The organism is Pseudolabrys sp. Root1462 (genome assembly GCF_001426945.1).
In the GTDB taxonomy this organism is placed as follows: domain Bacteria; phylum Pseudomonadota; class Alphaproteobacteria; order Rhizobiales; family Xanthobacteraceae; genus Pseudolabrys.
The window spans coordinates 909,664-933,699 of record NZ_LMFS01000001.1 but is presented as its reverse complement, the minus strand read 5'-3'; the positions used below and the strand labels follow the sequence as shown (position 1 = coordinate 933,699).

At 65.5% G+C, this 24,036-nt stretch carries 19 protein-coding genes; 5 read left to right on the top strand and 14 right to left on the bottom strand.

Features of this window, described 5'->3' with window-relative positions; all coding sequences use genetic code 11:
- Nucleotides 1-168 precede the first annotated feature (168 nt).
- Nucleotides 169-1,707 (bottom strand): murein biosynthesis integral membrane protein MurJ, encoded by a 1,539-nt coding sequence (gene murJ / locus ASD45_RS04400; RefSeq protein ID WP_056910374.1) that lies wholly within the window; start codon nucleotides 1,705-1,707, stop codon nucleotides 169-171.
- 199 nt (nucleotides 1,708-1,906) lie between these two features.
- Between murJ and ASD45_RS04395 the strand changes: the two genes are divergently transcribed.
- Nucleotides 1,907-3,322, top strand: coding sequence for a mannose-1-phosphate guanylyltransferase/mannose-6-phosphate isomerase (locus ASD45_RS04395; protein WP_056910373.1), 1,416 nt, complete (start codon nucleotides 1,907-1,909; stop codon nucleotides 3,320-3,322).
- A gap of 2 nt (nucleotides 3,323-3,324) precedes the next feature.
- Here the strand turns inward: ASD45_RS04395 and cysN are convergent, their stop codons facing one another.
- From cysN to asnB, 7 genes are all read right to left on the bottom strand, one after another.
- The gene (gene cysN / locus ASD45_RS04390; protein WP_056910372.1) at nucleotides 3,325-5,196 is read right to left on the bottom strand and encodes a sulfate adenylyltransferase subunit CysN; all 1,872 of its coding nucleotides are present in this window, start codon (nucleotides 5,194-5,196) and stop codon (nucleotides 3,325-3,327) included.
- Entirely contained in the window at nucleotides 5,196-6,128 is a 933-nt protein-coding gene (gene cysD / locus ASD45_RS04385; RefSeq protein WP_082540640.1) for a sulfate adenylyltransferase subunit CysD, read from the bottom strand. The genes cysN and cysD overlap by 1 nt, the downstream gene beginning before the upstream one ends.
- 48 nt (nucleotides 6,129-6,176) lie before the next feature.
- A complete protein-coding gene (locus tag ASD45_RS04380) occupies nucleotides 6,177-7,301 on the bottom strand; it encodes a DegT/DnrJ/EryC1/StrS family aminotransferase (protein WP_200949630.1) in 1,125 nt (374 codons plus the stop codon).
- 54 nt (nucleotides 7,302-7,355) lie between these two features.
- Nucleotides 7,356-8,354, bottom strand: coding sequence for a Gfo/Idh/MocA family oxidoreductase (locus tag ASD45_RS04375; protein WP_056910370.1), 999 nt, complete (start codon nucleotides 8,352-8,354; stop codon nucleotides 7,356-7,358).
- 263 nt (nucleotides 8,355-8,617) lie between these two features.
- Nucleotides 8,618-9,646 (bottom strand): NAD-dependent epimerase, encoded by a 1,029-nt coding sequence (locus ASD45_RS04370; protein ID WP_056910369.1) that lies wholly within the window; start codon nucleotides 9,644-9,646, stop codon nucleotides 8,618-8,620.
- Complete coding sequence (locus ASD45_RS04365) at nucleotides 9,634-10,920, bottom strand: nucleotide sugar dehydrogenase (protein WP_056910368.1); 1,287 nt, start codon at nucleotides 10,918-10,920, stop codon at nucleotides 9,634-9,636. Before ASD45_RS04365 ends, ASD45_RS04370 begins: the two co-directional genes overlap by 13 nt.
- Nucleotides 10,921-10,969: 49 nt before the next feature.
- Nucleotides 10,970-12,898: an asparagine synthase (glutamine-hydrolyzing) gene (asnB, locus tag ASD45_RS04360; RefSeq protein WP_056910367.1), complete on the bottom strand. Its 1,929-nt coding sequence runs from the start codon at nucleotides 12,896-12,898 to the stop codon at nucleotides 10,970-10,972.
- Nucleotides 12,899-13,142: 244 nt separating this feature from the next.
- Here asnB and ASD45_RS04355 point away from each other — a divergent pair, with 244 nt between their 5' ends.
- Together ASD45_RS04355 and ASD45_RS04350 are read left to right on the top strand one after the other, a co-directional pair.
- The gene (locus ASD45_RS04355; RefSeq protein ID WP_056910366.1) at nucleotides 13,143-14,297 is read left to right on the top strand and encodes a glycosyltransferase family 4 protein; all 1,155 of its coding nucleotides are present in this window, start codon (nucleotides 13,143-13,145) and stop codon (nucleotides 14,295-14,297) included.
- Nucleotides 14,294-15,325 carry a glycosyl transferase gene (locus tag ASD45_RS04350; RefSeq protein ID WP_244485202.1) on the top strand — a complete coding sequence of 344 codons (1,032 nt, stop codon included), beginning with the start codon at nucleotides 14,294-14,296 and terminating at the stop codon, nucleotides 15,323-15,325. The genes ASD45_RS04355 and ASD45_RS04350 overlap by 4 nt, the downstream gene beginning before the upstream one ends.
- Here ASD45_RS04350 and ASD45_RS04345 read toward each other — a convergent pair.
- From ASD45_RS04345 to rfaD, 6 genes are read right to left on the bottom strand one after another with little or no spacing between them, the layout of a single operon-like run.
- Complete coding sequence (locus ASD45_RS04345) at nucleotides 15,292-16,377, bottom strand: glycosyltransferase family 9 protein (protein WP_056910365.1); 1,086 nt, start codon at nucleotides 16,375-16,377, stop codon at nucleotides 15,292-15,294. The genes ASD45_RS04350 and ASD45_RS04345 overlap by 34 nt on opposite strands.
- The gene (locus tag ASD45_RS04340) at nucleotides 16,374-17,618 is read right to left on the bottom strand and encodes an O-antigen ligase family protein (protein ID WP_056910364.1); all 1,245 of its coding nucleotides are present in this window, start codon (nucleotides 17,616-17,618) and stop codon (nucleotides 16,374-16,376) included. The genes ASD45_RS04345 and ASD45_RS04340 overlap by 4 nt, the downstream gene beginning before the upstream one ends.
- Nucleotides 17,615-18,472: a glycosyltransferase family 2 protein gene (locus ASD45_RS23315; protein ID WP_056910363.1), complete on the bottom strand. Its 858-nt coding sequence runs from the start codon at nucleotides 18,470-18,472 to the stop codon at nucleotides 17,615-17,617. The genes ASD45_RS04340 and ASD45_RS23315 overlap by 4 nt, the downstream gene beginning before the upstream one ends.
- Complete coding sequence (locus ASD45_RS04330) at nucleotides 18,469-19,215, bottom strand: glycosyltransferase family 2 protein (RefSeq protein WP_056910362.1); 747 nt, start codon at nucleotides 19,213-19,215, stop codon at nucleotides 18,469-18,471. Before ASD45_RS04330 ends, ASD45_RS23315 begins: the two co-directional genes overlap by 4 nt.
- A gap of 20 nt (nucleotides 19,216-19,235) precedes the next feature.
- Nucleotides 19,236-20,708: a D-glycero-beta-D-manno-heptose-7-phosphate kinase gene (gene rfaE1, locus ASD45_RS04325; RefSeq protein ID WP_056910361.1), complete on the bottom strand. Its 1,473-nt coding sequence runs from the start codon at nucleotides 20,706-20,708 to the stop codon at nucleotides 19,236-19,238.
- Nucleotides 20,709-20,768: 60 nt separating this feature from the next.
- On the bottom strand, nucleotides 20,769-21,749 hold the full coding sequence (rfaD, locus tag ASD45_RS04320; protein ID WP_056910360.1) for an ADP-glyceromanno-heptose 6-epimerase: 981 nt from the start codon (nucleotides 21,747-21,749) through the stop codon (nucleotides 20,769-20,771).
- A gap of 153 nt (nucleotides 21,750-21,902) precedes the next feature.
- Here rfaD and waaF point away from each other — a divergent pair, with 153 nt between their 5' ends.
- Together waaF and ASD45_RS04310 are read left to right on the top strand one after the other, a co-directional pair.
- Entirely contained in the window at nucleotides 21,903-22,955 is a 1,053-nt protein-coding gene (gene waaF / locus ASD45_RS04315; RefSeq protein ID WP_056910359.1) for a lipopolysaccharide heptosyltransferase II, read from the top strand.
- Between the two features lie 76 nt (nucleotides 22,956-23,031).
- Nucleotides 23,032-24,036: a KpsF/GutQ family sugar-phosphate isomerase gene (locus ASD45_RS04310; protein WP_056910358.1), complete on the top strand. Its 1,005-nt coding sequence runs from the start codon at nucleotides 23,032-23,034 to the stop codon at nucleotides 24,034-24,036.

The following is a 24,036-nucleotide window of genomic DNA, read 5'->3' as shown; positions in this document are numbered from 1 at the left end:
GAAAGCGGAATCTCGATTCGATTCATTGCCAGTCCATCACTGAAATCGCGCGCGGCCGCAGATGAGGTCATCTGACATAGCGGCGTCGCAACAGCCTGTCCACCGTGGCCAAATCGCAACGTGGAGGACGAAAAGCGCCGGGAATTCTTGCGTTTCTGCCGAAGCGCCCTATCGCGCGCCACGGCGTGCACGAAAAGCCAGCAACCAGCTCCGCCCGAACATGGCGAATATCATCACGGCGTAGACCGTACCGCCGACGACACCGATGGTGGCAAGCGTCAGTAGCGCCGAGGCGGGCCAGCCCTGAAACAGACGCGCGGTCGGCGCGGCGCCAAGCCACAGGATTGCCGTCATGGTAGCACCGGCGATCAAGAACTTCGCCGTCGATCGCCGCAGCCGGCCGTCGACCCGGGCATGACCGGCGCGATGGGCCAGCCAGACCACCAGCGTGAGGTTGATCCAGGCGCCGATCGAGGTGGCGAGCGCGAGGCCGATCTGCGCCAGCGGCCCCATCAGCACCACCTTCAGGCCGATATTGACCGCCGCCGCCGTCAGCGACGCCTTCACCGGCGTCGCGGTGTCGCCGCGCGCAAAGAAGGTAGCCACCGCACTGCGGATCAGGAGGAACGGCAGCAGGCCGACCGCATAGGCGGCCAGAGTCGCGCCGGCGGCGTCGGCATCGGCGATCGTAAAGGCGCCGCGCACGAACAGCGCGCGCATGATGAGGTCGGGGATGGCGATGAATGCGGCAAGGCACGGCATCGCCAGCAACAGGGTGAATTCGAAGGCGCGATTCTGCGCATTGGCTGCGCCGGCGTCATCGCCCGCGGCGAGGCGCCGTGACATTTCCGGCAGCACCACGGTGCCGGCGGCAATGCCGATCACGCCGATCGGCAACTGGTTGATGCGGTCGGCGTAATACAGCGCCGAGATGGCGCCGGCCGGCAGCAAGCTGCCGATGATCGTGTCGGCGAACAACGCCAGTTGCACGCCGGCCGAGCCCACCGTTGCAGGCCCGAGTGCGCGGAAGAACTGCTTTACGTCGGCATCGAACACCGGGCGCCGCAACCGCGCCAGCACGCCCTGGCGGAAGCTGTCGCCGCCGACCAGCAGCGCCTGCAAGACGCCGGAGACGACGACGCCCCAGGCCGCGGCGTGGCCGGGCGTCGGAAAATAGACGGCGAGTAACAGCGCCACGATCAGCGACAGGTTCAGCAGGATCGGTGCTGCCGACGCCGCGGCGAAGCGCTGCAGCGCATTGAGGATGCCGCCGTACAGCGTGACTAGCGTGATCATCAACAGATAAGGAAAGGTGATGCGCGTGAGATCCACCGCCAGCGCGTAGCGCTTCGTGTCGTCGCTGAAGCCCGGGGCCAGCAGGTCGATGGCCTGCGGGGTGAACAGCAGTGCCAACACCAGCAGGACGATTTGCGAGGCTAGCAGGATGGTGAAGATGTGATCGGCGAACAGCCCGGCGCGCGCCTCGCCGCCCTGCGCGCGCACGCGGGCATAGGCCGGCACGAACGCGGCATTAAATGCACCTTCGGCAAAGATGGCGCGGAAATGGTTGGGCAGCCGGAAGGCAACGAAGAACGCGTCGGCCACCGGGCCGGCGCCGAGTACCGCCGCCATGATGATGTCGCGAATAAAGCCCGTCACCCGCGACAGGAGCGTATAGCCGCCGACAGTCAGAAAGGGCTTGATCATCGGGCTGGACAGACCTGTACGGGCGCGTGGAATAGTCGAAGGCGACCAAGGTAGATTTAAGGCCGACGATACGATACCCGTAGGCGGGCCGCCGGGCGCGAATCCGGCGCCCACCATAGGGCCCCTGCGCGCAAAGCCAAGATGGCCTTGACCGAGACAGCTCAGGCTGAATAACCCGCCGATCACCGTCGAGACGCCCGTGCCCGCAATTTCGCCGATCACCCCAGTGCTCCTCGCCGGCGGCGCCGGCACCCGGCTGTGGCCGGTGTCGCGCGACGCATTGCCCAAGCAGTTCCTGCCGCTGGTCGGTGAGCGCTCGACCTATCAGGAGACGCTGCTTCGGGTCAGCGATCCGATGTTCGCGGCTCCCATCGTGATCACCGGACCAAACTTCCATTTCTTCGCCAAACGGCAGGCCGAAGAGATCGGCATCGACGTGACAGTGGTCATCGAACCGCTCCGGCGCGATTCCGGCCCGGCGATTGCCGCGGCGACGGCGATTGCGCGCCAGCGCCATCCGCAGGCGCTGGTGCTGGCACTCGCCGCCGACCACATCATTCTCGATACCGATAAATTCCGCGCCACTTGCCTCGCCGGACGTCCGGCCGCAGAGAACGGTCAGATCGTCACTTTCGGTATCAAACCGTCCGAGCCGAAAACCAGCTACGGCTACATCCTGCCCGGCGCCGACCTCGGCAACGGCGTCAGCGTCGTCAGCCGCTTCGTCGAGAAGCCGGACGCGGCGACCGCCGCGCGCTACGTGCGCGACGGCTATTTGTGGAATTCCGGCAATTTCCTGTACCGCGCCGATGTCCTGATGAGCGAACTGGCGCGTCTGGAGCCGGGCATGGCCGAAGCCGTCGAAGCTGCTGCGGCGGGGGCAACCAACGATCTGGGCTTTCTGCGGCTCGACCCCGATGCATTCGCCCGCGCGCCGCAGAAGTCGATCGACTATGCGGTCATGGAAAAGACCGACCGCGCCGCCGTGATCGCCGGCGATTTCCGTTGGTCGGATATCGGGAGCTGGGACGCGCTGTTCGACATCATGCCGCGAGACGAAGGCGGCAATGTCGTGCACGGCCCGGTGATTGCCGTGGATACCGCGGATTGTGTCATTCACTCCGACGGGCGGCTGACGACCTTGATCGGCGTCAGCGATCTGGTCGTGGTCTCGACCTCCGACGCCGTCATGGTGGTGCCGCGCGACCGTTCGCAGCAGGTGCGCGAACTTGTGACGCGGTTGAAGGCCGAGGACAAACCGGAAGCCACCGAACACAAGCGCGTGCACCGGCCGTGGGGCTATTACGAGTCGATCGACATGGGCGACCGGTTCCAGGTCAAGCGCATCGTCGTCAGTCCCGGCGGCATGCTATCGCTGCAGCGGCACCGGCACCGTTCCGAGCATTGGGTTGTCGTGCGCGGCAATGCCGAAGTCACGATCGGCGACGAACTCCGCGCCGTGCACGAGAACGAATCGATCTACATTCCGATTGGCACCGTCCATCGCCTTGCCAACAGGGGCAAGATTCCGCTGGAACTGATCGAAGTACAAACCGGCAGCTATCTCGGCGAAGACGACATCGAGCGCATCGAAGATATCTATAAGCGCGTCTAGGCTTAGAGGATCTTCATACGGATCAGTTCGTCGATCACGTCCTGCGCCAACTGGGCCGGATCGCGATCGGGCGTCAGAAGATGCAGTTCCGGCACCTCCGGCCGTTCATAGGGCTGCCCGATGCCCGTGAAGTTCGCGATCTCGCCGGCTAGCGCGCGGCGATAAAGCCCCTTCGGATCGCGGACGATACACATCTCGAGCGGCGTATCGACGAATATCTCGATGAATTCGCCGGTCTGCACCATCTCGCGCGCCAGACGCCGCTCGGCAGCGAATGGCGAAATGAACGAGCACAGGACAATGAGGCCCGCCTCCGTCATCAGCTTGGCAACCTCGGCGACACGGCGGATATTCTCGACGCGGTCAGCCTCGGTGAAGCCGAGATCATTGTTGAGACCATGCCGGACATTGTCGCCATCGAGCAGCATGGTGTGGGCGCCGCGCGCATGGAGGCCGGATTCGACGAGGTTGGCGATGGTGGACTTGCCCGAGCCCGGCAGGCCGGTGAACCACAGCACCGCGGGTTTGTGATGCATCAAGGCGGTTCGGAACGCCTTGTTTACCGTATAGGCGTGGCGGTGAATGTTGGTCGCGCGGCGCAGCGCAAAGTCGATCATGCCGGCCGCGACGGTTTCGTTGCTGTAGCGGTCGATCAGAACAAAGCCGCCGGTGTCCCGGTTGTCGGCATAGGCATCGACCGCGATCGGTCGGGCGACCGACAGGTTGCACACGCCAACTTCGTTGAGTGACAAGGTCTTGGCGGCGAGTCGCGCGAGTGTCTGGATGTCGACGCGGTGCTTGAGGTCGGTGACCGTCGCCAGCACTGAATTATGGTTGACCTTCATCAGATAGGAACGGCCGGGCAGCAGCGCCTCGGGCGACATCCACACGATGTGGGCGGCGAACTGATCGGCGACCTGCGGACGCGCGCGCGGCGCCGCCAGCATGTCGCCGCGGGCGACATCGGTTTCCTCCGTCAACGTCAGGGTGACGCTGTCGCCGGTCTCCGCCTTGCCGTCGGCGCCGGGAGCCAGGACCTCCTTGACGGTCGTGACGCGGCCCGACGGCAGGACAACGATTTCGTCGCCAGCCTTCACGGCGCCGCTGACGATGGTGCCGCAGAAACCGCGAAAGCTGGCATCCGGGCGATTAACCCACTGAACCGGCATGCGGAAGGGTTTGCCGGAGCGGTCGTCCTCGACATCGATCTGTTCGAGAAGATCGATCAGCGGCGGACCCGCGTACCACGGGGTGCGTTGGCTTCTCTCGGCCACGTTGTCGCCGAACCGCGCTGAGAGCGGAATTGCGGTGATGGTCCTGAAGCCGAGGGTCGCGGCGAAGTCGTTGAAGGCAGCGACGATCCTTTCGAAAACGGCCCGGTCGAAATCGACCAGATCGATCTTGTTGACCGCCAGCACCATGTGACGGATGCCGAGCATCGCCGCGATGATGGCATGACGCCGCGTCTGATCGAGCAGACCCTTGCGCGCATCGACGAGCAGCACCGCCAGGTCGGCGTTGGAGGCGCCGGTCACCATGTTGCGCGTGTATTGCTCGTGGCCCGGCGTATCGGCGACGATGAACGAACGCCGCGCCGTGGCAAAGTAACGATAGGCGACGTCGATGGTGATGCCCTGCTCGCGCTCCGCCTCGAGGCCGTCGAGCAAAAGAGAGAAATCCACGCCCTCGCCGGCCGTGCCGTGCCGGCGCGAGTCGCGCTCCAGCGCGCTGAGTTGGTCGTCCAGGATGAGTTGCCGCTCGTAGAGCAGCCGGCCGATCAAGGTCGACTTGCCGTCATCGACCGAGCCACAGGTGATGAAGCGCAGCGCCGGCCGCATTGCGATCTCGGGGGCTTGCAGCGTCGAAGGGCTCATCAGAAATAGCCCTCACGCTTTTTCCTTTCCATCGACGCGGCTTCGTCGCGATCGATGACCCGGCCCTGGCGTTCGGAACTGGCCGCACTACGCATCTCGGCGATCACCGCATCGAGGGTATCGGCGTCGGAGCGGATCGCTCCGGTCAGCGGGTAGCAGCCGAGCGTGCGGAACCGCACCCGCATCATCTGCGGCGTCTCGCCATCCTCAAGCGGCAGACGGTTGTCATCGACGACGATCAGCGCGCCGTCGCGCGTGACGACCGGCCGTTCCTTGGCAAAGTACAACGGCACGACCGGGATCTCTTCGGCGCGGATGTAGTCCCACACGTCGAACTCGGTCCAATTCGACAGCGGAAACACGCGCATCGATTCGCCCGGCCGGATGCGGGTGTTGAACACGCGCCACAGCTCCGGCCGCTGGTTGCGCGGATCCCAGGCGTGGCTCGCCGAGCGGTGCGAGAAGATGCGCTCCTTGGCGCGGCTCTTCTCCTCGTCGCGCCGCGCGCCGCCGAACGCCACGTCGAAACGATGCTTTTCCAGCGCCTGGCGCAGCGCTTCGGTCTTCATGACTTGGGTGTGCAGCGACGAGCCGGAGACAACCGGCGAGACGCCGCGCTTCAGCCCCTCTTCGTTGACATGAACCAGGAGGTCCATGCCGAGCCGCGCCGCGGTCTCGTCGCGGAACGCGATCATCTCGCGGAATTTCCAGGTCGTGTCGACGTGCAGCAGCGGAAACGGCGGCCTGGCGGGCGCAAAGGCCTTCAGCGCGAGATGCAGCATCGCGCTCGAATCCTTGCCAATGGAATACAGCATCACCGGATTGGCGAATTCGGCGACCGCCTCGCGCAGAATAAAAATTGCCTCGGCCTCGAGCCGGCGGAGGCGGATATTCTGGTCACGCCAGGTCAACGGGCTGGTTGAGACACTCACCGGTTGAAAATGACCGACCTTGCGGCCCGGCGCAAGTGCGCGGCGCGCTCAGCGGACGACCGCCCGGCGCACGCCGTCGATGATCCGATCCTGCGTCGCTTCGTCGAGATAAGCGTGCATCGGCAGGCTGATAACCTCGTGCGCCACCGCCTCGCTCACCGCGACGCCGCCCTTGCCGACCGGATACTGCTTGTAGGCCTGCTGCTTGTGCAGCGGAATCGGGTAGTAGATCGCGGTCGGTATCCCTTCGGCCTTGAGCGCCGCGGCAAAAGCCTCGCGGGCGCCCGGCTTGAGGCGGATGGTATATTGCGCCCAGACCGAGGTCATGCCGGCCGGCACCGTCGGCACGGTGACAACATCGCGCAACCCTTCGGCGTAACGCCGCGCCACGCGATCGCGGGCTTCGATCTCTTCCGGGAAAATCTTGAGCTTCTCGCTGAGCACCGCGGCCTGGATGGTGTCGAGGCGCGAGGCCAGACCAATGCGCACATTGTCGTAGCGGTCGCTGCCCTGGCCATGCATGCGGATGCTGCGCATCAGATCGGCGAGCTTGTCGTCGTCGGTCATCACCGCGCCGCCATCGCCGTAGCAGCCGAGCGGCTTGGCCGGAAAGAAACTGGTCGCCGTCGCATGGCCGAAGGTGCCGATGCGGCGGTTGTTGTAGGTCGCGCCGAATCCTTGCGCGGCATCGTCGAGAACCAGAAGATCGTGCGCCTTCGCCGCGGCCGCGATGGCGCCGTGGTCGGCCGCCAGGCCGAACAGGTCGACAGGGATCACCACCTTCGGCGTCAGCCCCTGCTCGCGCGCGGTTTCAACAGCGCCGGCGATGTGCGCCGGATTGATGTTGAACGAAACGGGGTCGATATCGACATACACCGGCGTCGCACCCACCAGCACCGCGACTTCGGCGGTGGCGCAGAACGTGAACGAAGGACAGATCACCGCATCGCCCGGGCCGACACCGAAGGCGCGCAGCGCCAGCACCAGCGCATCGGTGCCGCTGGCGCAGGTCACGGCATGCTTGGCGCCGCTGAAAGCGGCCAGCTCCGCCTCAAAGGCGCGCACTTCCGGGCCGAGGATGAACTGGCAATGGTTCAGCACCTTCGCAACCGCTTCGTCGACCGCCGTCCCAAGCCGGCGGCGCTGAGCGGCGAGATCGATGAAAGGGAGCATTGGCAGTTCGCTGCGAAGGTTCATGAGATAACCGGATTTCGTAAGAGCGAAGGATCAAACCGCCGCGGCGCTTTGCGCCTTGGCGCGCGACGGCGACACGGCGCGGCTGTTCGAGGCGAGACACTGGATAGCGATCTCGAGGCTGGCGACCGCTTGTTCGCCGGTGACGGCCGGAGCGGAGCCGCCGCGGATCGCCTGAAGGAAGGCCAGCAGTTCGGCGCGCAGCGGTTCGGCATGGCCGACCGAGAGATGCCGCATCGAATAGCTGCCGTCGGGCTGGAAGCCGAAGCACTCGGTCACCTGCCGCGTCAGCAAGTCGCCCATCACGTATTTGTGGCGGGTCGCCACGGTGACGTTGCGTGCCTTGAACGGGGTGATCCAGTTGGTGTTGATGTGGGCGAGCACGCCCGACGCCGTGCGGAACTGCAGCAACGCGATATCCTCGCGCTCGGCGATCGCGCTCGAGACCTGCGGCTGCACCTCGATGATGTCGCTGTCGGTGAACCAGCGAATGAGATCGATATCGTGCACGGCGAGGTCAATGACGACGCCGACATTCGACATGCGCGGCGGGAAAGGACCGACGCGCGTGATGGCGATGGACAGAATGTCTTCGTTGCGGATCGCTTCCTTGATCGCTTCGACCGCCGGGTTGAAGCGTTCGACATGGCCGACCATCAAGGTCACACCTGCCTGCCGCGCCGCCTGGATGATCTCGCGGCCTTCCTCGACGGTCGAGGCGATCGGCTTTTCGACCAGGACGTGGACGCCGCGCGCAATGGCCGCGAGCGCAACGTCCCGATGCAGATGCGTCGGTGCCGCAATGGTGATCGCGTCAACGCCGAGGTCCAGGAGACCGGTGACGTCGGGCACGGCCGCACAATTCAAAGTGCGCGCGACAAAATCGGCCTGCTTGGCATCCGGATCAGCGACGCCGACGAGCTGCACGCCCGGCAATCCCGCGAAGACGCGCGCATGGTTGCTGCCCATGACGCCGACGCCGATGACGCCGACGCGCAACGGCCGCGCATTATTGTTGGTATCTTGTGACATTCTGAACGCTGGTCCCCAGCTGGTATTCTGACCCCGGGGTCACCTAGCACGCCCCCTGGAACGTGGCGACCGCGCCTGTGTAAAGCACTGAACACGTTTTGATTCAGAGCGTTACAGGCAGCCAAGCGGATGGCCGCCGCGTCGCCCCATCCCAGAACATCGCCCTTGGTACGCAGGGATTCCGCCAGACAGGCAGCATCGGCCCGGTCCCACCGGAGATCAGTGCGACCTTATCCGTCAGCCCGGCATGCGGGACGGGATCGTTACTTCAGGCCGTGATAGGCGCGGTACCAGTCGATGAAACGCGCGATGCCTTCGGCGATCGGCGTCGCCGGTTTGAAGTCGACTTCCTTCATCAATGCATCGACATCGGCATAGGTCGCCGGCACGTCGCCGGGCTGCATGGGCTCCAGTTCGCGGATTGCCTTCTTGCCGATCGACTTCTCGAGCAACTCGACGACATCGAGCAGTTCGACCGGGTTGTTGTTGCCGATGTTGTAGACCCGCCACGGCGCACTGCTCGAGCCGGGGTCAGGACGGTCGCCCGACCATTCCGGATTGCCGGCCGGCGCATGCGACACCAGCCGCACGATCGACTCCACCACGTCATCGACATAGGTGAAGTCGCGCTGCATCTTGCCGTGGTTGAACAGCTTGATCGGTTTGCCGGCGAGAATGGCCGAGGCGAAGATCCACATCGCCATGTCCGGCCGGCCCCACGGACCATAGACCGTGAAGAAGCGCAGCCCGGTGGTCGGCAGCTTGAACAGATGCGAGTAGGAATGCGCCATCAGCTCGTTGGCCTTCTTCGAGGCGCCGTAGAGACTGAGCGGATGATCGACATTGTCGTGCACCGAGAACGGCATGTGCGTGTTGCTGCCGTACACCGACGACGACGAGGCATAGAGCAGATGGCCGCAGCCATTGTGCCTGCAGCCTTCCAGCACGTTGACGAAGCCGATCAGATTGGAATCGACGTAAGCGTGCGGATCGATGAGCGAGTAGCGCACGCCGGCTTGCGCCGCGAGATGAACGACGTGCGGGAATTTGTACTGCGCGAACAGGTCGGCGGTCGCCTGGCGGTCGGCAAGATCGAGCTTGATGAAACTGAAGCCGTTGTGTTTCGCCAATTCGGCGAGCCGGGCTTCCTTGAGCTTCGGATCGTAATAAGGCGTCAGATTATCGACGCCGATCACCACGCGCCCCTCTTTGAGAAGCGCCGTGGCCACGTGATAGCCGATGAAGCCGGCCGCGCCAGTCACCAGGATGGGCTCGTTGTCTACAGCCGCCACAGATCGATCCCTTCAGGTTTGGCGACGCGATCGAGCCGCCGCTTCACATCCAACACGATACCCGTCCCGCCCTTGAGCAGCCGCTGCACCAGCGGCCAGCCGCCCGCGATGTAGTCGTCATGCGCCACCGCGAAGATGACGGCATCGGCCGGCTTGAGCCTGTCCATCGGCACCAGATCGACGCGATATTCCTCGCGCGCCTGCTCGGGCGAGGCCAGCGGATCGTGCATCTGCACCGTGACGCCGCCCTGCTCGAGCGTGCGCACGATGTCGATGACCTTCGAGTTGCGCGTGTCCGGGACGTTTTCCTTGAAGGTCAAGCCGAGCACCGTGACCAGCGCGCCATGCGTCGCGCGGCCGTTGAGCCGGCTCATGCATTCGTGGGCAATCTGGGCCCCCATGCTGTCATTGATATGCCGACCGGCCAGGATCACTTCCGGCCGGTAACCAGCCTTCTCGGCGCGGTGCGTCAGATAATAAGGATCGACACCGATGCAGTGACCGCCGACCAGCCCGGGCTGGAACGCCTGGAAATTCCATTTCGTCGCCGCCGCGGCGAGCACGTCGCCGGTATCGATACCAAGCTTGTGGAAGATCGCGGACAATTCATTCATGAAGGCAATGTTGAGATCGCGCTGCGTATTTTCGATCACCTTGGCCGCTTCCGCGACCTTGATCGACGGCGCACGATGGATGCCGGCCTTCACCACAGAGCCATAGACCGCGGCGACGACGTCAAGCGTCGGTGCGTCCTGCGCCGAGACGACCTTGGTGATGGTCTCGAAGCGATGCTGTTTGTCGCCAGGATTGATGCGCTCGGGCGAATAGCCGACGGTGAAATCGGCGCCGCACTTTAAGCCTGACGCAGCCTCGAGCACCGGCACGCAGTCTTCCTCCACCGCGCCGGGATAGACCGTCGATTCGTAGACGACGATGTCGCCCTTCTTCAGCACACCGCCGACGGTGCGCGATGCGGCCAGCATGGCGCCGAGATCGGGGCGGCGGTTGTCGTCGATCGGCGTCGGCACGGTGACGATGTGGAAATCGGCCTTCTTCAGCGCCGCGGGATCGGTGGTGTAATTCAGCGTCGCCTGCCTGAGATCCGCGGATTCGACCTCACGGGTCAGATCGATCCCCTCGCGCAGCTCGGCAACGCGCCGGGCGTCGATGTCAAAGCCGATGACCGTCGCCCCGGAGCGCGCGAAAGCAACGGCCACCGGAAGTCCGACATAGCCCAGGCCGATCACCGAGATTTTGCGCGAATGCATGGTCATAAGGTCGTGTTGAACATGGCCCCGGGCGGCAACGCAAGGCCGGTGGCGCTCAGGCCGCGCCCCAGCGCCGACGCCACGCCTCGTACATCAGAATGGTCCACAAGGCATAGGCCCGGTTATGCCGGCCGGACAGATGTTCGTCCCAGAGGCGCCGAACCGGCGCGGCATCAAGCAGGCCGCCGGAAAGTCGCGACGGATCCAGCAGGTCCTCGGCCCAGGGCCGCAGCGGCCCGCGCAGCCACGCCGCCAGCGGAATGGCGAAGCCCATTTTCGGCCGCGACACCATCTCTCGCGGCACGTAGCGGTCGAGCACCCGGCGCAGCAGCCATTTGGTCTCGCCGTCACGCACGCGCATGGCCCGCGGCAGCCGCCACGCGAAAGAGACGACGCGATGGTCGAGCAGCGGCGGCCGAACTTCGAGCGACACCGCCATCGAGGCGCGATCGACCTTCTGTAAAATGTCGTCGGGCAGAAAGGTGCTTTGATCGCAAAGCTGCATCTGCTCGACGCTGCAGTCATCGGCGCCGGACGGCAGCACGGGCATCGGTACGTCATGCTCGGCTTTGCCGAACATCAGCGATGACGGATCGCGGTTCTGGCTCACCAGTACGCGATAGGCTTCCTCGGCGTCGAGCGGCAGCACGGCGGCGAATTTCTTCAGCTTGTCGACCGGCTGCGGCGGTCTGACCCTTGCCGGCAACAGCGCGACGCCGGCTTCGACCAGCGCGCCGGGCATGGCATCGAGCAGCGCGCCGGCGGCCTGACGCAAGGCGCGCGGGGATCGCGACAATCGCCCGGCGATGCCCTGCCCCAGATTGTAACGGTTATACCCGGCAAACATTTCATCGCCGCCGTCGCCGGTCAGCGCCACCGTGACATGTTCGCGCGTCAGCTTCGAAATCAGATGCGTCGGGATCTGCGAAGAATCCGCGAACGGCTCGTCATACATCTCGGCGAGTTGCGGCACGACGTTGAGCGCGTCCTCGCCAGTCACCATCAGGTCGCGATGATCGGTCTTGAGATGCTCGGCCACCGCACGGGCGTGCTGCGATTCGTCGAAGCCCAAATCGGAAAAACCGATCGAGAAAGTGCGCACCGGACCGCGCTTCGCCGCCACCATCAGGGCGACGACGGTCGATGAATCGATGCCACCGGAGAGAAAGGCGCCGAGCGGCACGTCCGACATCATCTGCCCGGCGACGGCGTCGGCGAGCAGATTATGCAGTTCAGCTTCGGCCTCGCCGTCGGAGCCTCTGAACGGATCGGCGATACCGGCGGCGGCGATGTCGCCGAGCGACCAGTAGATGCGGCGTGCGACCTTGCCGTCGGCGGCGATCGAGACGATCTCGCCCGGCATGACCTTGGTGACGTTGCGGAAGATCGAATACGGCGCCGGCACATAAGCAAAGCGCAGGAAACTGCCGACCGACTGCGGATCGGTCTCGAGGCGCACACCGCCGGCGCGCAGCGCCTTCAGTTCCGAAGCAAAGGCAATGCCGCGTTCGTCCGACGAGAAATAGATCGGCTTGATACCGAGGCGATCGCGGATCAGATGCAGCGTGCGGGTCTGCCGGTCCCACAGCGCAATGGCGAACATGCCGTTGATGTCGGTGAGCGTCCGCTCGATGCCGCGTCTGGCAACCGACTCGAGGATGACCTCGGTGTCCGAGGTGCCGCGGAAGGCGAAGCCGGCAAGCTCCGGACAGCGCGCGACCTCGTCGCGGTTATAGACCTCGCCGTTATAGCAGATGACCCAGCGGCTATCGGCCGAGACCATCGGCTGGGCCCCGGTCGGCGTCAGATCGACGATCGCAAGACGGCGGTGAGCCAGGCCGAGGCCAGCCTCGGCGTCGTACCAGATCGCCCAGCTATCCGGTCCGCGATAGGCAATGGCATCGCCCATGGCCTGCGCGCGGCGTTCCAGCGCCGCGGGATCGCCCGGCCTCGCTCGGTCATAAAAACCCGCAATGCCGCACATCAGCCCGCCATCCGGTTCTGCCGCGTCGTGCGGATTGTACCAATCATGCCATCGCCATAGACCGGCTGCCGCGTTCCGGGAAGCCCGTAGATTGTCCCAGCAGTGGGAAATATAGCACAATTATAACAATATGTTATGGGCCGTGGAGGCAACCGAGGCACGGGTCGATGTTGCCGTTTCCATTCTCGGGGCGAGTCCTCTATTGGTGCGCCATCGAAGCTGACCGGCGTGAAGCAGCCGTTTGATGGCGCAAACCATTCTCTATCTCGTCTCCGAAGACTGGTATTTCATGTCGCACCGCCTGCCGATGGCGCGGGCGGCGAAGGCGGCCGGCTATCAGGTTCATGTCGCGACCCGTGTCGCCAAGCATGGCGGCGCCATTCTCGCCGAAGGCTTCACTTTGCACCCGGTGGCGTGGCGGCGCGGCAGCCTCAACCCGTTCGTCCTGATTAGCACGGTTTGGGAAATCCGGCGGCTCTATCGCCGGCTCAAGCCCGATCTTGTGCACCATGTTGCATTGGTGCCCTCGGTGCTCGGCTCGATTGCCGCGCTGGGACTGCCGATGGCAAGGCTCAACGCCTTTGCCGGCCTCGGTTTCGCCTTCACGTCGTCAACACTTAAAGCCCGTCTGGTACGCGGCGTCGCCGCGCCGTTGATGCGCTGGCTGCTCAACCGCCCCGCGACTTCCGTCCTGGTGCAGAACCCGGACGATCGCGAGGCCGTGCTGGCTCTGGGCGTGCCGAAGGATCGCATCGCATTGATCCCCGGCTCCGGCATCGACACCGACGAACTGACGCCGCTGCCCGAGCCCGACGGCCTGTTCACCGTCGGCTTCGTCGGCCGGCTGCTCGACGACAAAGGCGTGCGGCCGCTGGCGCGCGCGCATGAGATTCTGGCCGAGCGCGGCGTCGACTTCCGCCTGCTGCTCGCCGGCAGTCCCGATCCTTCGAACCCCGCCTCGATTCCGAATGCCGTCATCGAGAACTGGCGCCACCGGCCCCATCTGGTGGTGCTCGGCCATGTCGATGGCATCGCGACGGTGTGGGCGCAGTCGCATGTCGGCGTGCTGCCATCACGCCGCGAAGGTCTGCCGAAGAGCTTGCTCGAAGCCGCCGCCTGCGGCCGCGCACTGATCGCCACCGACGTGCCGGGTTGCCGCGAGATCGCGCGTCAGGACATCAATGCGCTCCTCGTCGCGGTGGACGATCCGGAAGCGCTGGCCAAGGCCATCGAGACACTGATGAACGATCCCGAGCGTCGCCGCCGCTTCGCCGCGGCGAGCCGCAAGATGGCGGTCGAGGAATTCTCCAGCGCGCATGTCGGGCGGGAGATCGTCGCGCTGTACCAAAGGCTGCTGGCCGACAAAGCAGCCGCCGAGCGCACGGAGGGACAGGCGTGACGATCATCACCTGGCCTGTCGTCGTCACCATCGCCGCCGGCATCGCGCTCGCCGCTGCCGTCATTTGCTATCTGCTGCTATTGCTGCTGCGGCCGGTGCTGCAGCGCTATGCGCTGGCTCTGCCCAATGCCCGCTCGTCGCACAAGACTCCAACCCCGCAAGGCGCCGGCATCGGCGTCATCGCCGCGACGATCATCGTCACCCTGGCGACCGCGTTGCGCGCCGGCTTCCTTGACGATCCGTCATTGTGGATCGTGCTCGCCGCCGCCGCCGGCATTGCCATCGTCGGCGCAGCGGACGACATCGCCCAGCTCGGCGTCGTGCCGCGGCTGATCCTGCAGGGCGTCGCCGTCGCCGCGGTGCTGGTAGCGCTGCCGGCCGACGTGCGCGTCGTGCCGCTGCTGCCATTCTGGATCGAACGCGTGCTGCTCGGCGTCGGCGCGCTGTGGTTCGTCAATCTGACCAACTTCATGGACGGCATCGACTGGATCACCGCGGCCGAAACCATCCCGATCACGCTGTTCCTCCTGGCGATCAGCACGTTCGGCGGCCCGTCGGACCTCGAGATCAGCGTGGCGCTGGCGCTGTGCGGCGCCATGCTCGGCTTTGCGCCGCTCAACAAGCCGGTGGCGAAGATGTTTCTCGGCGACGTCGGCAGCCTCGCCATCGGCCTGCTGCTGGCCTGGATGCTGATCGCGCTCGCCGGCCGCGGCCACATCGCCGCCGCCCTGCTGCTGCCGCTCTATTATCTCGCCGACGCCACCGTCACCCTGGGCCGCCGCATGGTGCGCGGCGAGCAGTTCTGGGTCGCGCATCGCACGCATTTCTATCAGCGCGCCACGCAGAACGGCCTCACCGTGATGCAGATCGTGACGCGGATCTTCGCCGTCAACATCGTGCTCGGCGTGCTGGCGCTGGCCAGCGTGTACTGGACCGGCATCGCGGTTCAGATCGCGACGCTAGCGGTCGGCGGGGCGCTGGTGGCCGCGCTGCTTTACAGCTTCGCGTCCGGCCGCAAGGCCGCCTGAACCGTTAGCGCTTCGTCCACCGCGACCATGACCTGACGCGACGACAGCGCATCGAGGCAAGCGCTATAACTGCCGAGCCGCCGCTCACAGCCTTCGAGCTGGCACGGCGTGCATGGAAAAGCGTGCTGCACCAGCCAGACATTGCCGCGCTGCTGCACCGCTCCGGTGTCGTGCCACATCTCACTGAGCCCGCCGACTGGCCACGGTCCCCACAGCCGCGGATCGGTTGGCCCGAACAGCGCCACCGTCGGTGCGCCGCAGGCGGCGGCAAGATGCGTCACCGAGGTGTCGGGACCGATGAAGACACTTGCTTGGCGCAGCAGGCCCGCGAGCTGCGCCCAGTTCAGCGCGCCGTCCACGCGCTTCACATCAATGCCGCGCCAGACGTCATCGAGATAAGCGCGCTCCTCCACCGCCGGACCGCCGGTCGCGATCACGGTCAGGCCGCGCCCGCGCAACGCCTGCGCGACGTCGCGCCAGCCGGACGCGGTCCACTGCTTGTAACGGAACATCGGCGCGGCATGGATGACGGCATAGGGACCGTCGGGCATGCCGTCGAATGGCGCGGCTCGGGGCGGCACCAGATGCGGCTCGCGGTCGACGCCGAGCACATCGGCGAGCCGCAGCATCTCTTCGACGCGATGCACGCCGGGGACGATGTCGAGAGTTCGGTCGAGAAACCGACACTTGATGCCGCCCGTCGCCCGCGCCTCCACCGGAGCAACGCGCCCGCGGCCGGCGACGATCGCGAAGAAGGTCGGCCGGTCGCCGGACTGCGTCGAGATCGCCAGATCGTAACCGCGCCAGAGCTTTGCCGCGAGCGCCAGACTCTGTGCGACGGTGCGGCGCGGCGGCATGGCGATGACGCCATTGAGATCCGGATTACCGGCGAGAATCCCGGCGGTGTCGGCGAACACCAGCGCGTCGATGGTCGCGTCTGGCCAGGCGCGGCGCAGACTGGCGATCAGCGGCGTCGTCAGCAGCACGTCGCCAAGGCGGCGCAACGCGATCACCAGAATACGCGGTCTCGCGGGAAGCTCGACGCGGTTCATGACGCCGCGATCTTTCGATCGGCTGTCGCGCGCTGCTTCAGCACCATGCCGCCGGCAACGCCAACGCCGACCACATAGATCCAGCCTTGCAGGAAATCGAACAGGTGCGAATTGAACAGCGAACCGACGATGTTCTGCGCGACCACGGCGAGCCCGACCCAGGCCGCGAGGCCCAGTCCGCGGAACAACAACAGGTGCGCGATCCACATGGCCCACAAGACGGCCGCACCGAGGAGACCAATCTGGATCGCAACAGCGAAAGTTTGATTATGCGGGTTGGTGGTCGCCGACCCCTCTGCGCCAGTTTTGCCGGCTGACGAGACAATAAAGAGCTGGTGGATCGAGCCGGTGCCGTGGCCGAGCAACGGCGCCTCACCGACAAAGCGCAGCGACTTGCGATAGAACTCCAACCTTTCGCCCGAGGAATTCTGGGCATCGGTCGCGAAATAGGCTTCCGCGTCGGTCCAAGCCTGGATGGTGCGCTCGCGCAGGTAAGGCGCCGAGAACCATGCCACCGCGGCGACCAAGACGGCGGAAGCGAGCACCAGCGTGGCGCTGCGGCGCGTCAGGCGGCGGGCGACGAACAGCACCAGCAGCACCGGGATCGTTACCAGAGCCGTCCGTCCGGTCGACAGGGCGAACATGCTGATCAACATGCCGGCGACGAACAGCGCGATGCCGGGCAACAGGCGCCACCGCCGCCGCTCGACCTGGTCGGCCGCCACATAAAACAGACCGAACATGCAGAGCACGAATTCGCCGCTCTGGCTGGCGGCGTTGCGCACGATCACGTTGTCCGGTTTGACCCATTCGGCGGGAAGCGGCGGAATCAGCATGACAAACGCGGTGACGATGAGCAGTGCCGCGCAGGACAGTGCGAAGGCGGCGAAGACGTAATGTCCGCGCTCCGAGCGCTGGAAGTGGACGAAGAACAGCGGAATGGTGAGCAGCTTGATGAACGAGCCTATGCCCTCCCAGCGCTCGGCTAGGCCGACATCGGCCCACAGCATGCCGGCGACGCCGAACAGCACGAGCAGCACCGGGAGGCCGCCCGCCGGCGACATCAACATGTCGCGCAGGCCACGCACGTCGAACAGCGCGATCAGCGTCACCGCCCACATGCCGGCCAGAATGCCGGCGGCCGACGTTGACCACGGCAGCGCGGCCGCCAGCGCAATCGCCAGCACGTCGACGACGTTGACGATCTTGGCGCGATCCAGCGCTCCGGCCGCGCTTGTCATGCCGGGCCGCCTTCGGTGACCTGCATCGGCTTGGCCTTCAGCAACGACATGCCGCGCTTGGCGCGGACGTCGCGGCCCTTCAGCAACTGCGCCAGCTTGCGCTCGTTTTCCGGCAAGGCCGAGCGATCGGCCTCCTTGTGCCACAGGTGAATGACGCCGGTGGCGAAGTTGCCATCCTTGCGCACGATGCCGGCATTGAGCAGGCGGACGATCAAATCGGAGTCTTCCTTGCCCCAGCCTGCGTAATCGGCATCGAAGCCATCGACGGTGTCGAGATCGCGGCGCCAGATGGCGAGGTTGCAGGAGCGCGCGCCTTTCCACTCCCTGGCGCGGATCTGCCGCAGCGGCCCGAGCGGCAGCTTCAATAAAGCCGAGAGGCGATTGACGCCGCCACGCAGGCGCTCGGAGATGAATTTGCCGAAGCTCCAGATTTCCGGTTCGAGGCCGTCGCGCAGCACCCGCGCCGTCAGATCCGGCGACAGCAGAATGCGGTTGCCGGTGACGAAGGCACGCTGCTCCGCCAGCTTGCGATGCTGCGCGACGAAATCCGGCCGCACGATGCAATCGCCGTCGAGGAAGACAATGTATTCGCCGCGCGCGGCAAGGACCGCGCGATTGCGGATCTCGCCGGCGCGAAAGCCTTTGTCCTCGTGCCAGACATGCTCGACGCGATGTCCGACCTTGGCCTTCCAAGTTTCGACTGTGGTCGCCGTCGCCGGGCCGGACCCGTCATCCGCCACCAGCACTTCGAAATCGCGATCGGTCTGCCGCGCCAGCGAGCGCAGCACCACGGCGAGCGCGTCCTCGCGGTTATAGGTCGTAACGATGACAGAGATGAGGCCCTTCACCGTCACGATTTGCGCCCCGCCAGCCAGGCTTTCATATAGCGATAATAGGTGCCTTCCGCGTTGGCGACTGCGAGCAGGAAGCCTTCGCGGCCGTCGCGGAAGCCGCCGCGCAGGACGTAGGTGCGGAAGAAGCTCCACAAGCCATGCGTAATGCCGCTGGAGAACGACACGCGCTTGCCGCGCGTGGTGAACATCGCCGCGCCGGCGGTCGAATAACGGTCCATGCGTGACAGAGCATCTTCGAGCCGCATGACCGGGGCATGCAGGAGATCGTTGGCAAGGCGCGCAACCTTGCCGTCGCAGATCACGCGCTCGTGCACCGCATCGTCGGAGAAGCGAGCGCTGCCTCGGCGGAACAGCCGCAGCACGTAATCGGGATACCAGCCGGAATGCCGCATCTGCCGACCGCAGAAGCTCGACAGCCGCGGCAGCTCGTAGCCGTCGGCCGCGCCCTGCCCGATCGCCTGCGCGATCTCGGCGGCGAGCGCCGGCGTGACGCGCTCGTCGGCGTCGATCGAGAACACCCAGTCGCCACTCGCCTGCGCCAATGCGAAATTCTTCTGCGCTCCGAAACCGTCGAGCGCGCGGACGATGACGCGCGCGCCTGCGGCTTCGGCAACAGCGCGCGTATCGTCGCTGCTGTTGTCGTCGACGACAATGCGCTCGTCGGCGAAGGCAACGCTGTCGAGGCAGGCGCCGATATTGGCGGCCTCGTTCTTGGCAATCACGATAACCGACAGGCGCGGCATCACCGAAGTCCTCTAATGCTTCAGCGGCCCTTCGACGCGCGCGAGCGCTCGACCATCGAGGTGGTGGACTGGCCGGGTACCAGATCGACCAGCACAACGACGCCGCCAAGCGCTTCGACGATGTCGTGACCGACCACCTGCTCGCGGGTGTAGTCGCTGCCCTTGACCAGTACGCTCGGCTTCACCTCGGCGATCAATTCGCGCGGCGTGTCCTGCTCGAAAATCACGACGAGATCGACAGCTTCGAGCGCGGCCAGCACTTCGGCGCGCGACTGCGCGTTCTGCACCGGACGCGTCGGGCCCTTCAGGCGCGTCACCGAGGCATCGCTGTTGAGACCGACGATCAGACGATCGCAGGCCGCGCGCGCCTGCGCGAGCAGCTTGACGTGTCCTGGATGTAGCAGATCGAAGACGCCGTTGGTGAAGCCGATGCGCTGGCCCTGGCGACGCCACAGGTCGAGATGTTCGCCGAGCTGCGACCAGTCGAACACGATCTTGTCTTCGGCGGCGAGCGAGGCTTGCGGCAGGATGCGGTGGCGCAATTCATCGACGGACAAGGTCGCTGTGCCGCGCTTGCCGACCACCACCGCCGCGGCGGCATTGGCAGCCCGCATGGCGCTTTCGAAATCGGCGTCCATCGCCAGCATGGCGGAGAGCACCGCGACGACGGTGTCGCCCGCGCCGGAGACGTCGCGCACCTTCACCGCATAAGACGGCACATGAACCGCGCCGCCATCGTTGACCAAGGTCATGCCGTCTTCGCTGCGCGTCACCAACACGGCTTGCGCGCCCAAAGCATTCTTCAAGCCGAGCGCGGCTTCGGCGATCTCGTCGTCGCTGCGCGCGGCGGTATTGGTCGCGGCGGCGAGTTCCTGGCGGTTCGGTGTGATCAGGGTCGCGCCGCGATAAATCGAATAGTCGCGGCCCTTGGGATCGACGATCACCGGCTTGCCGGCCGCGTTGGCTGCGTCGATCACGGCACGCACGACCTTCGGCGTCAGCGCGCCCTTGGCGTAATCCGACAGCACCACCGCGCCGGCGCGCGGAATGGCGTCAATGGCGTAGCCGATGAGCGCGTCTTCCGCGGCGGGCGCGATGGGCGAAGCCATCTCCCAGTCGGCGCGCAGCATGTGCGCCGAATGATGCTCGGAGACGAAGCGCACCTTGCGCGTCGTCATGCGCTCGTTGTCGGTTGCCAGGTAGAACTCGATCAGCGGATGCAGCGACAGCGCGCCGGTCAATGCCTTGCCGGCCTCGTCATCGCCGACCACGCCGATGAAGACGCAGCGCGCGCCGAGCGCCACCAGGTTGCGCGCGACATTGCCAGCACCGCCGACCATGATCTCGGTGCGCCTGACAGCGATCACCGGCGTCGGCGCTTCCGGTGAGATGCGCGAGACATCGCCATAGACGAACTCGTCGAGCATCAGATCGCCGATGCAGAGCACCGTCTGCTGCGACAGGCCGGCGAGATGTTTGTCGAAGTCGAACATTCTCATTCCTTGCGCGTGATCTTATCCGAAAACCGTTATCCACTTTTCGGGATCACGCACTCATTTATACCTGTCGACCTGATCGAGATAGCCGGTCACGTATTGCGCGACAGCCTTGTCGAGCGGTGTGAAGCCGGCATTGTAACCGGCGCGGCGCAGATTGCCGACATCGGCCTGCGTGAAGTACTGATACTGGTCGCGAATCGACATCGGCATGTCGATATATTCGATGTTCGGCGCGCGGCCCATTGCCTTGAACATGGCGGCGATCATGTCGCGGAAACTTTCGGCCTTGCCGGTGCCGACATTGAAGATGCCGTTTTTCCCAGAGCCATCCATAGCCCAGCGCACCACCGAGACGACGTCGTCGACGTAGATGAAATCGCGGCGCTGCTCGCCGTCGGCGATGCCATCGCGGTGCGACTTGAACAGCTTGACCGGCTCACCGGCCTTGGCGCTGTCGAACACCTTGGACAGCACGCTGGCCATCGCGCCCTTGTGATACTCGTTCGGCCCGTAGACGTTGAAGAACTTCAGCCCGACCCAGCGCGGCGGCAACTTCGCTTTCTTCAGAACGCGATCGACCAGGGCGAGATCGAACAGGTGCTTCGACCAGCCATAGAGATTCATCGGCCGCAGCTTGCGCAATTCCTCGAGCGACCAGTCGTCGACGAAATTGGCGTCGCGGTCGCCATAGGTCGCCGCCGACGAGGCGTAGACGAAGGGCGTGCCGGTCTGCGTGCACCAGTCGAGCAGACGCAGCGACAGGCGGAAGTTGTTTTCCATCACTTCATCGCCGTCGGTCGCGGTCGTCGCGGAGATCGCGCCCATGTGGATCACGGCTTCGAGCTTGCGGCCGTCGAGCCACCTGGCGAGGTCCGCCGGCGGCACGAAATCGGCGATCTGGCGCTTGGCGAGGTTACGCCACTTGGCGTCGGAACCCAGGAGGTCGTTGACGACGACATCGGTCCGGCCGGCCTCGTTGAGGCTGGCCACGATATTCGACCCGATGAAGCCGGCCCCGCCGGTGACCAGTAGCATGGAGGCTCTTACCCGCCCGATTGACCGTGCCATCCTTTGCCCCAGTCCGGGCGGACGCGCAAATGGCCGGGGTGGACCGGGGCCAAATGCCTCTGCACACGGTAAAAAATGCGGCTGGACAGGCCCTCGCGGCCAAGGGTAACGCCACAGCGTATGACCATCGACCCCACCCACCCCGACCGCCCGGTCCTGATCGTCCCGTTCGTCTGGATCGGCGACTTCGTGCGCTGCCATTCGGTGGTCCGCCTGCTCAAGGCGGAAGCGCCCGATCGGCCGGTGGACATGGTGTCCTCGACCCTGTGCGCGCCCCTGGCCGACTACATGCCCGGCGTCCGCCAGGCGGTAATCTCCGACCAGCCCCGCAAGCGGCTGGGTTGGGCGGTCCAGCGCGAGCTCGCGGTACGGCTGCGCCGTAACGGGTACGGCCAGGCGCTGATCATGTCGCGCAAGTGGAAGGCGGCGCTGGCCCCGGCCATGGCCGGCATCCCGATTCGTACCGGCTTTGCCGGCGAAGCCCGCTTCGGCCTCCTCAACGACATCCGATGGGGTGAACACTTACTGCCCCGCATGATCGACCAGATGGGAGCCTTGGCCCTGCCGAAAGGCAGTCCACTGCCGGCCGAATGGCCGCTGCCCGAACTGAAGGTGCCGGCCGGAGAACTCGCGCGCTGGCGGGAGCTGCGCGGCCTCGCGGGCGAACCCCGCCCAATCATTACCCTGTCCCCCGGCGCTGTCGGCGCCGGCAAAGCGTGGCCACCCGAATACTATGCGGCGCTGGCCAAGGTGCTGGCCGCAGACGCCGCCTCGGTCTGGGTGCTCGGCGGCCCTGCCGAGAAAGACACCGCGCGGCTGATCGCAGAGACCGCGGGCCCACGCGTCCGCGACCTCACCGGCAACGATCTGCGCAACGCCGTACTGGCGCTGGCCGCGGCCGACGTCTCGGTGACCAACGATTCCGGACTGATGCACGTGTCAGCGGCGTTGGGCGCTCCGACCGTCGCCATTTTCGGCCCGACCAGCCCGTGGCATTGGAAACCGCTCAATCCGGTCGCCGCGATCCTCGAGCCGCCCGGCGACCAGGCACGCCAGCAGGCCCGCCTTATTGGCAACGAGGCCGTCGCCCAGCGCCCGACCGCGGGGGTTTCTGTGGACAGTGTTCTGGCCGCGGTCAGAAAAGTCCTTTCCGAAGGCGGATCAACGCGTTAACGCATCCACAGCCGGCGCCTGACGAGGTCCGCCGTTACGTGCTAGGTAAAGTCCGCCCGTGGAAGGAAATTCAACCATGGCCAAGCCGCAGGCCGCCGACAAGCGCAACGAACAGGCCCAGGCCGCGATCGAGAGCGCTCTGCGCACCTTGGACGCCGAGGGCTCCGGTATCACCGCGCTGACAGTGAGCCTGCGCGACGGGCTTGGCGCGCCCTTCGCCGCCGCGATCGACCTTATCAAGGCAGCGACCGGCCGCGTCATTGTTACCGGCATGGGCAAGTCCGGTCACATCGGCAACAAGATCGCCTCAACCTTTGCCTCGACCGGCACGCCCGCCTCGTTCGTTCATCCGGCAGAGGCCAGCCATGGCGACCTCGGCATGATCACCAAGCAGGACGTGATCCTCGCCCTGTCGTGGTCGGGTGAGACGGCCGAACTGAAGAATCTCATCGACTATTCGCGCCGCCACGACATTGGCCTCATCGCGCTGACGGCGAATGCGGAATCCACCTTGGCGAACGCGGCCGACGTCGCGCTGACATTGCCGCAGGCACGCGAAGCCTGCCCGCATAACCTTGCGCCGACGACTTCCGCGCTGATGCAGCTTGCGCTCGGCGATGCGCTGGCGATCGCACTGCTCGAAAGTCACGGTTTCACGGCGATCGACTTCGGCCATCTGCATCCTGGCGGCAAGCTGGGCGCGCAGCTCAAGACCGTCGGCGAATTTATGCACAAGGGCGAGGCGGTGCCGCTCGCGCCGCTCGGCACGAAGATGTCCGATGCCCTCGTACTCATGACCGCCAAAGGTTTCGGTTGCGTCGGCATCACCGACGCCCAGGGCAAGCTGGTCGGCATCATCACCGACGGCGATTTGCGCCGGCACATGCGCAACGACCTGCTCGACGCCCGTGTCGATGCGGTGATGACCAAATCGCCTAAGAGCGTGCGACCCGATCAGTTGATGAGCGAGACACTCGAACTGCTCAACGCCACCAAGGTGACGGCGCTATTCGTCGTCGAAGCCGGCAAACCTGTCGGCATCATCCACGTTCACGATCTGCTGCGCGCAGGCGCCGCCTAA

Coding starts and splice junctions, on each gene's coding strand:
- murJ (WP_056910374.1), bottom strand. CDS start 1,707: ATGATCAAGCCCTTTCTGACTGTCGGCGGCTATACGCTCCTGTCGCGG.
- cysN (WP_056910372.1), bottom strand. CDS start 5,196: ATGAGCCCTTCGACGCTGCAAGCCCCCGAGATCGCAATGCGGCCGGCG.
- ASD45_RS04380 (WP_200949630.1), bottom strand. CDS start 7,301: ATGCTCCCTTTCATCGATCTCGCCGCTCAGCGCCGCCGGCTTGGGACG.
- ASD45_RS04375 (WP_056910370.1), bottom strand. CDS start 8,354: ATGTCACAAGATACCAACAATAATGCGCGGCCGTTGCGCGTCGGCGTC.
- ASD45_RS04365 (WP_056910368.1), bottom strand. CDS start 10,920: ATGACCATGCATTCGCGCAAAATCTCGGTGATCGGCCTGGGCTATGTC.
- asnB (WP_056910367.1), bottom strand. CDS start 12,898: ATGTGCGGCATTGCGGGTTTTTATGACCGAGCGAGGCCGGGCGATCCC.
- ASD45_RS04355 (WP_056910366.1), top strand. CDS start 13,143: ATGGCGCAAACCATTCTCTATCTCGTCTCCGAAGACTGGTATTTCATG.
- ASD45_RS04345 (WP_056910365.1), bottom strand. CDS start 16,377: ATGAACCGCGTCGAGCTTCCCGCGAGACCGCGTATTCTGGTGATCGCG.
- ASD45_RS04340 (WP_056910364.1), bottom strand. CDS start 17,618: ATGACAAGCGCGGCCGGAGCGCTGGATCGCGCCAAGATCGTCAACGTC.
- ASD45_RS04330 (WP_056910362.1), bottom strand. CDS start 19,215: ATGCCGCGCCTGTCGGTTATCGTGATTGCCAAGAACGAGGCCGCCAAT.
- rfaE1 (WP_056910361.1), bottom strand. CDS start 20,708: ATGTTCGACTTCGACAAACATCTCGCCGGCCTGTCGCAGCAGACGGTG.
- rfaD (WP_056910360.1), bottom strand. CDS start 21,749: ATGCTACTGGTCACCGGCGGGGCCGGCTTCATCGGGTCGAATATCGTG.
- waaF (WP_056910359.1), top strand. CDS start 21,903: ATGACCATCGACCCCACCCACCCCGACCGCCCGGTCCTGATCGTCCCG.
- ASD45_RS04310 (WP_056910358.1), top strand. CDS start 23,032: ATGGCCAAGCCGCAGGCCGCCGACAAGCGCAACGAACAGGCCCAGGCC.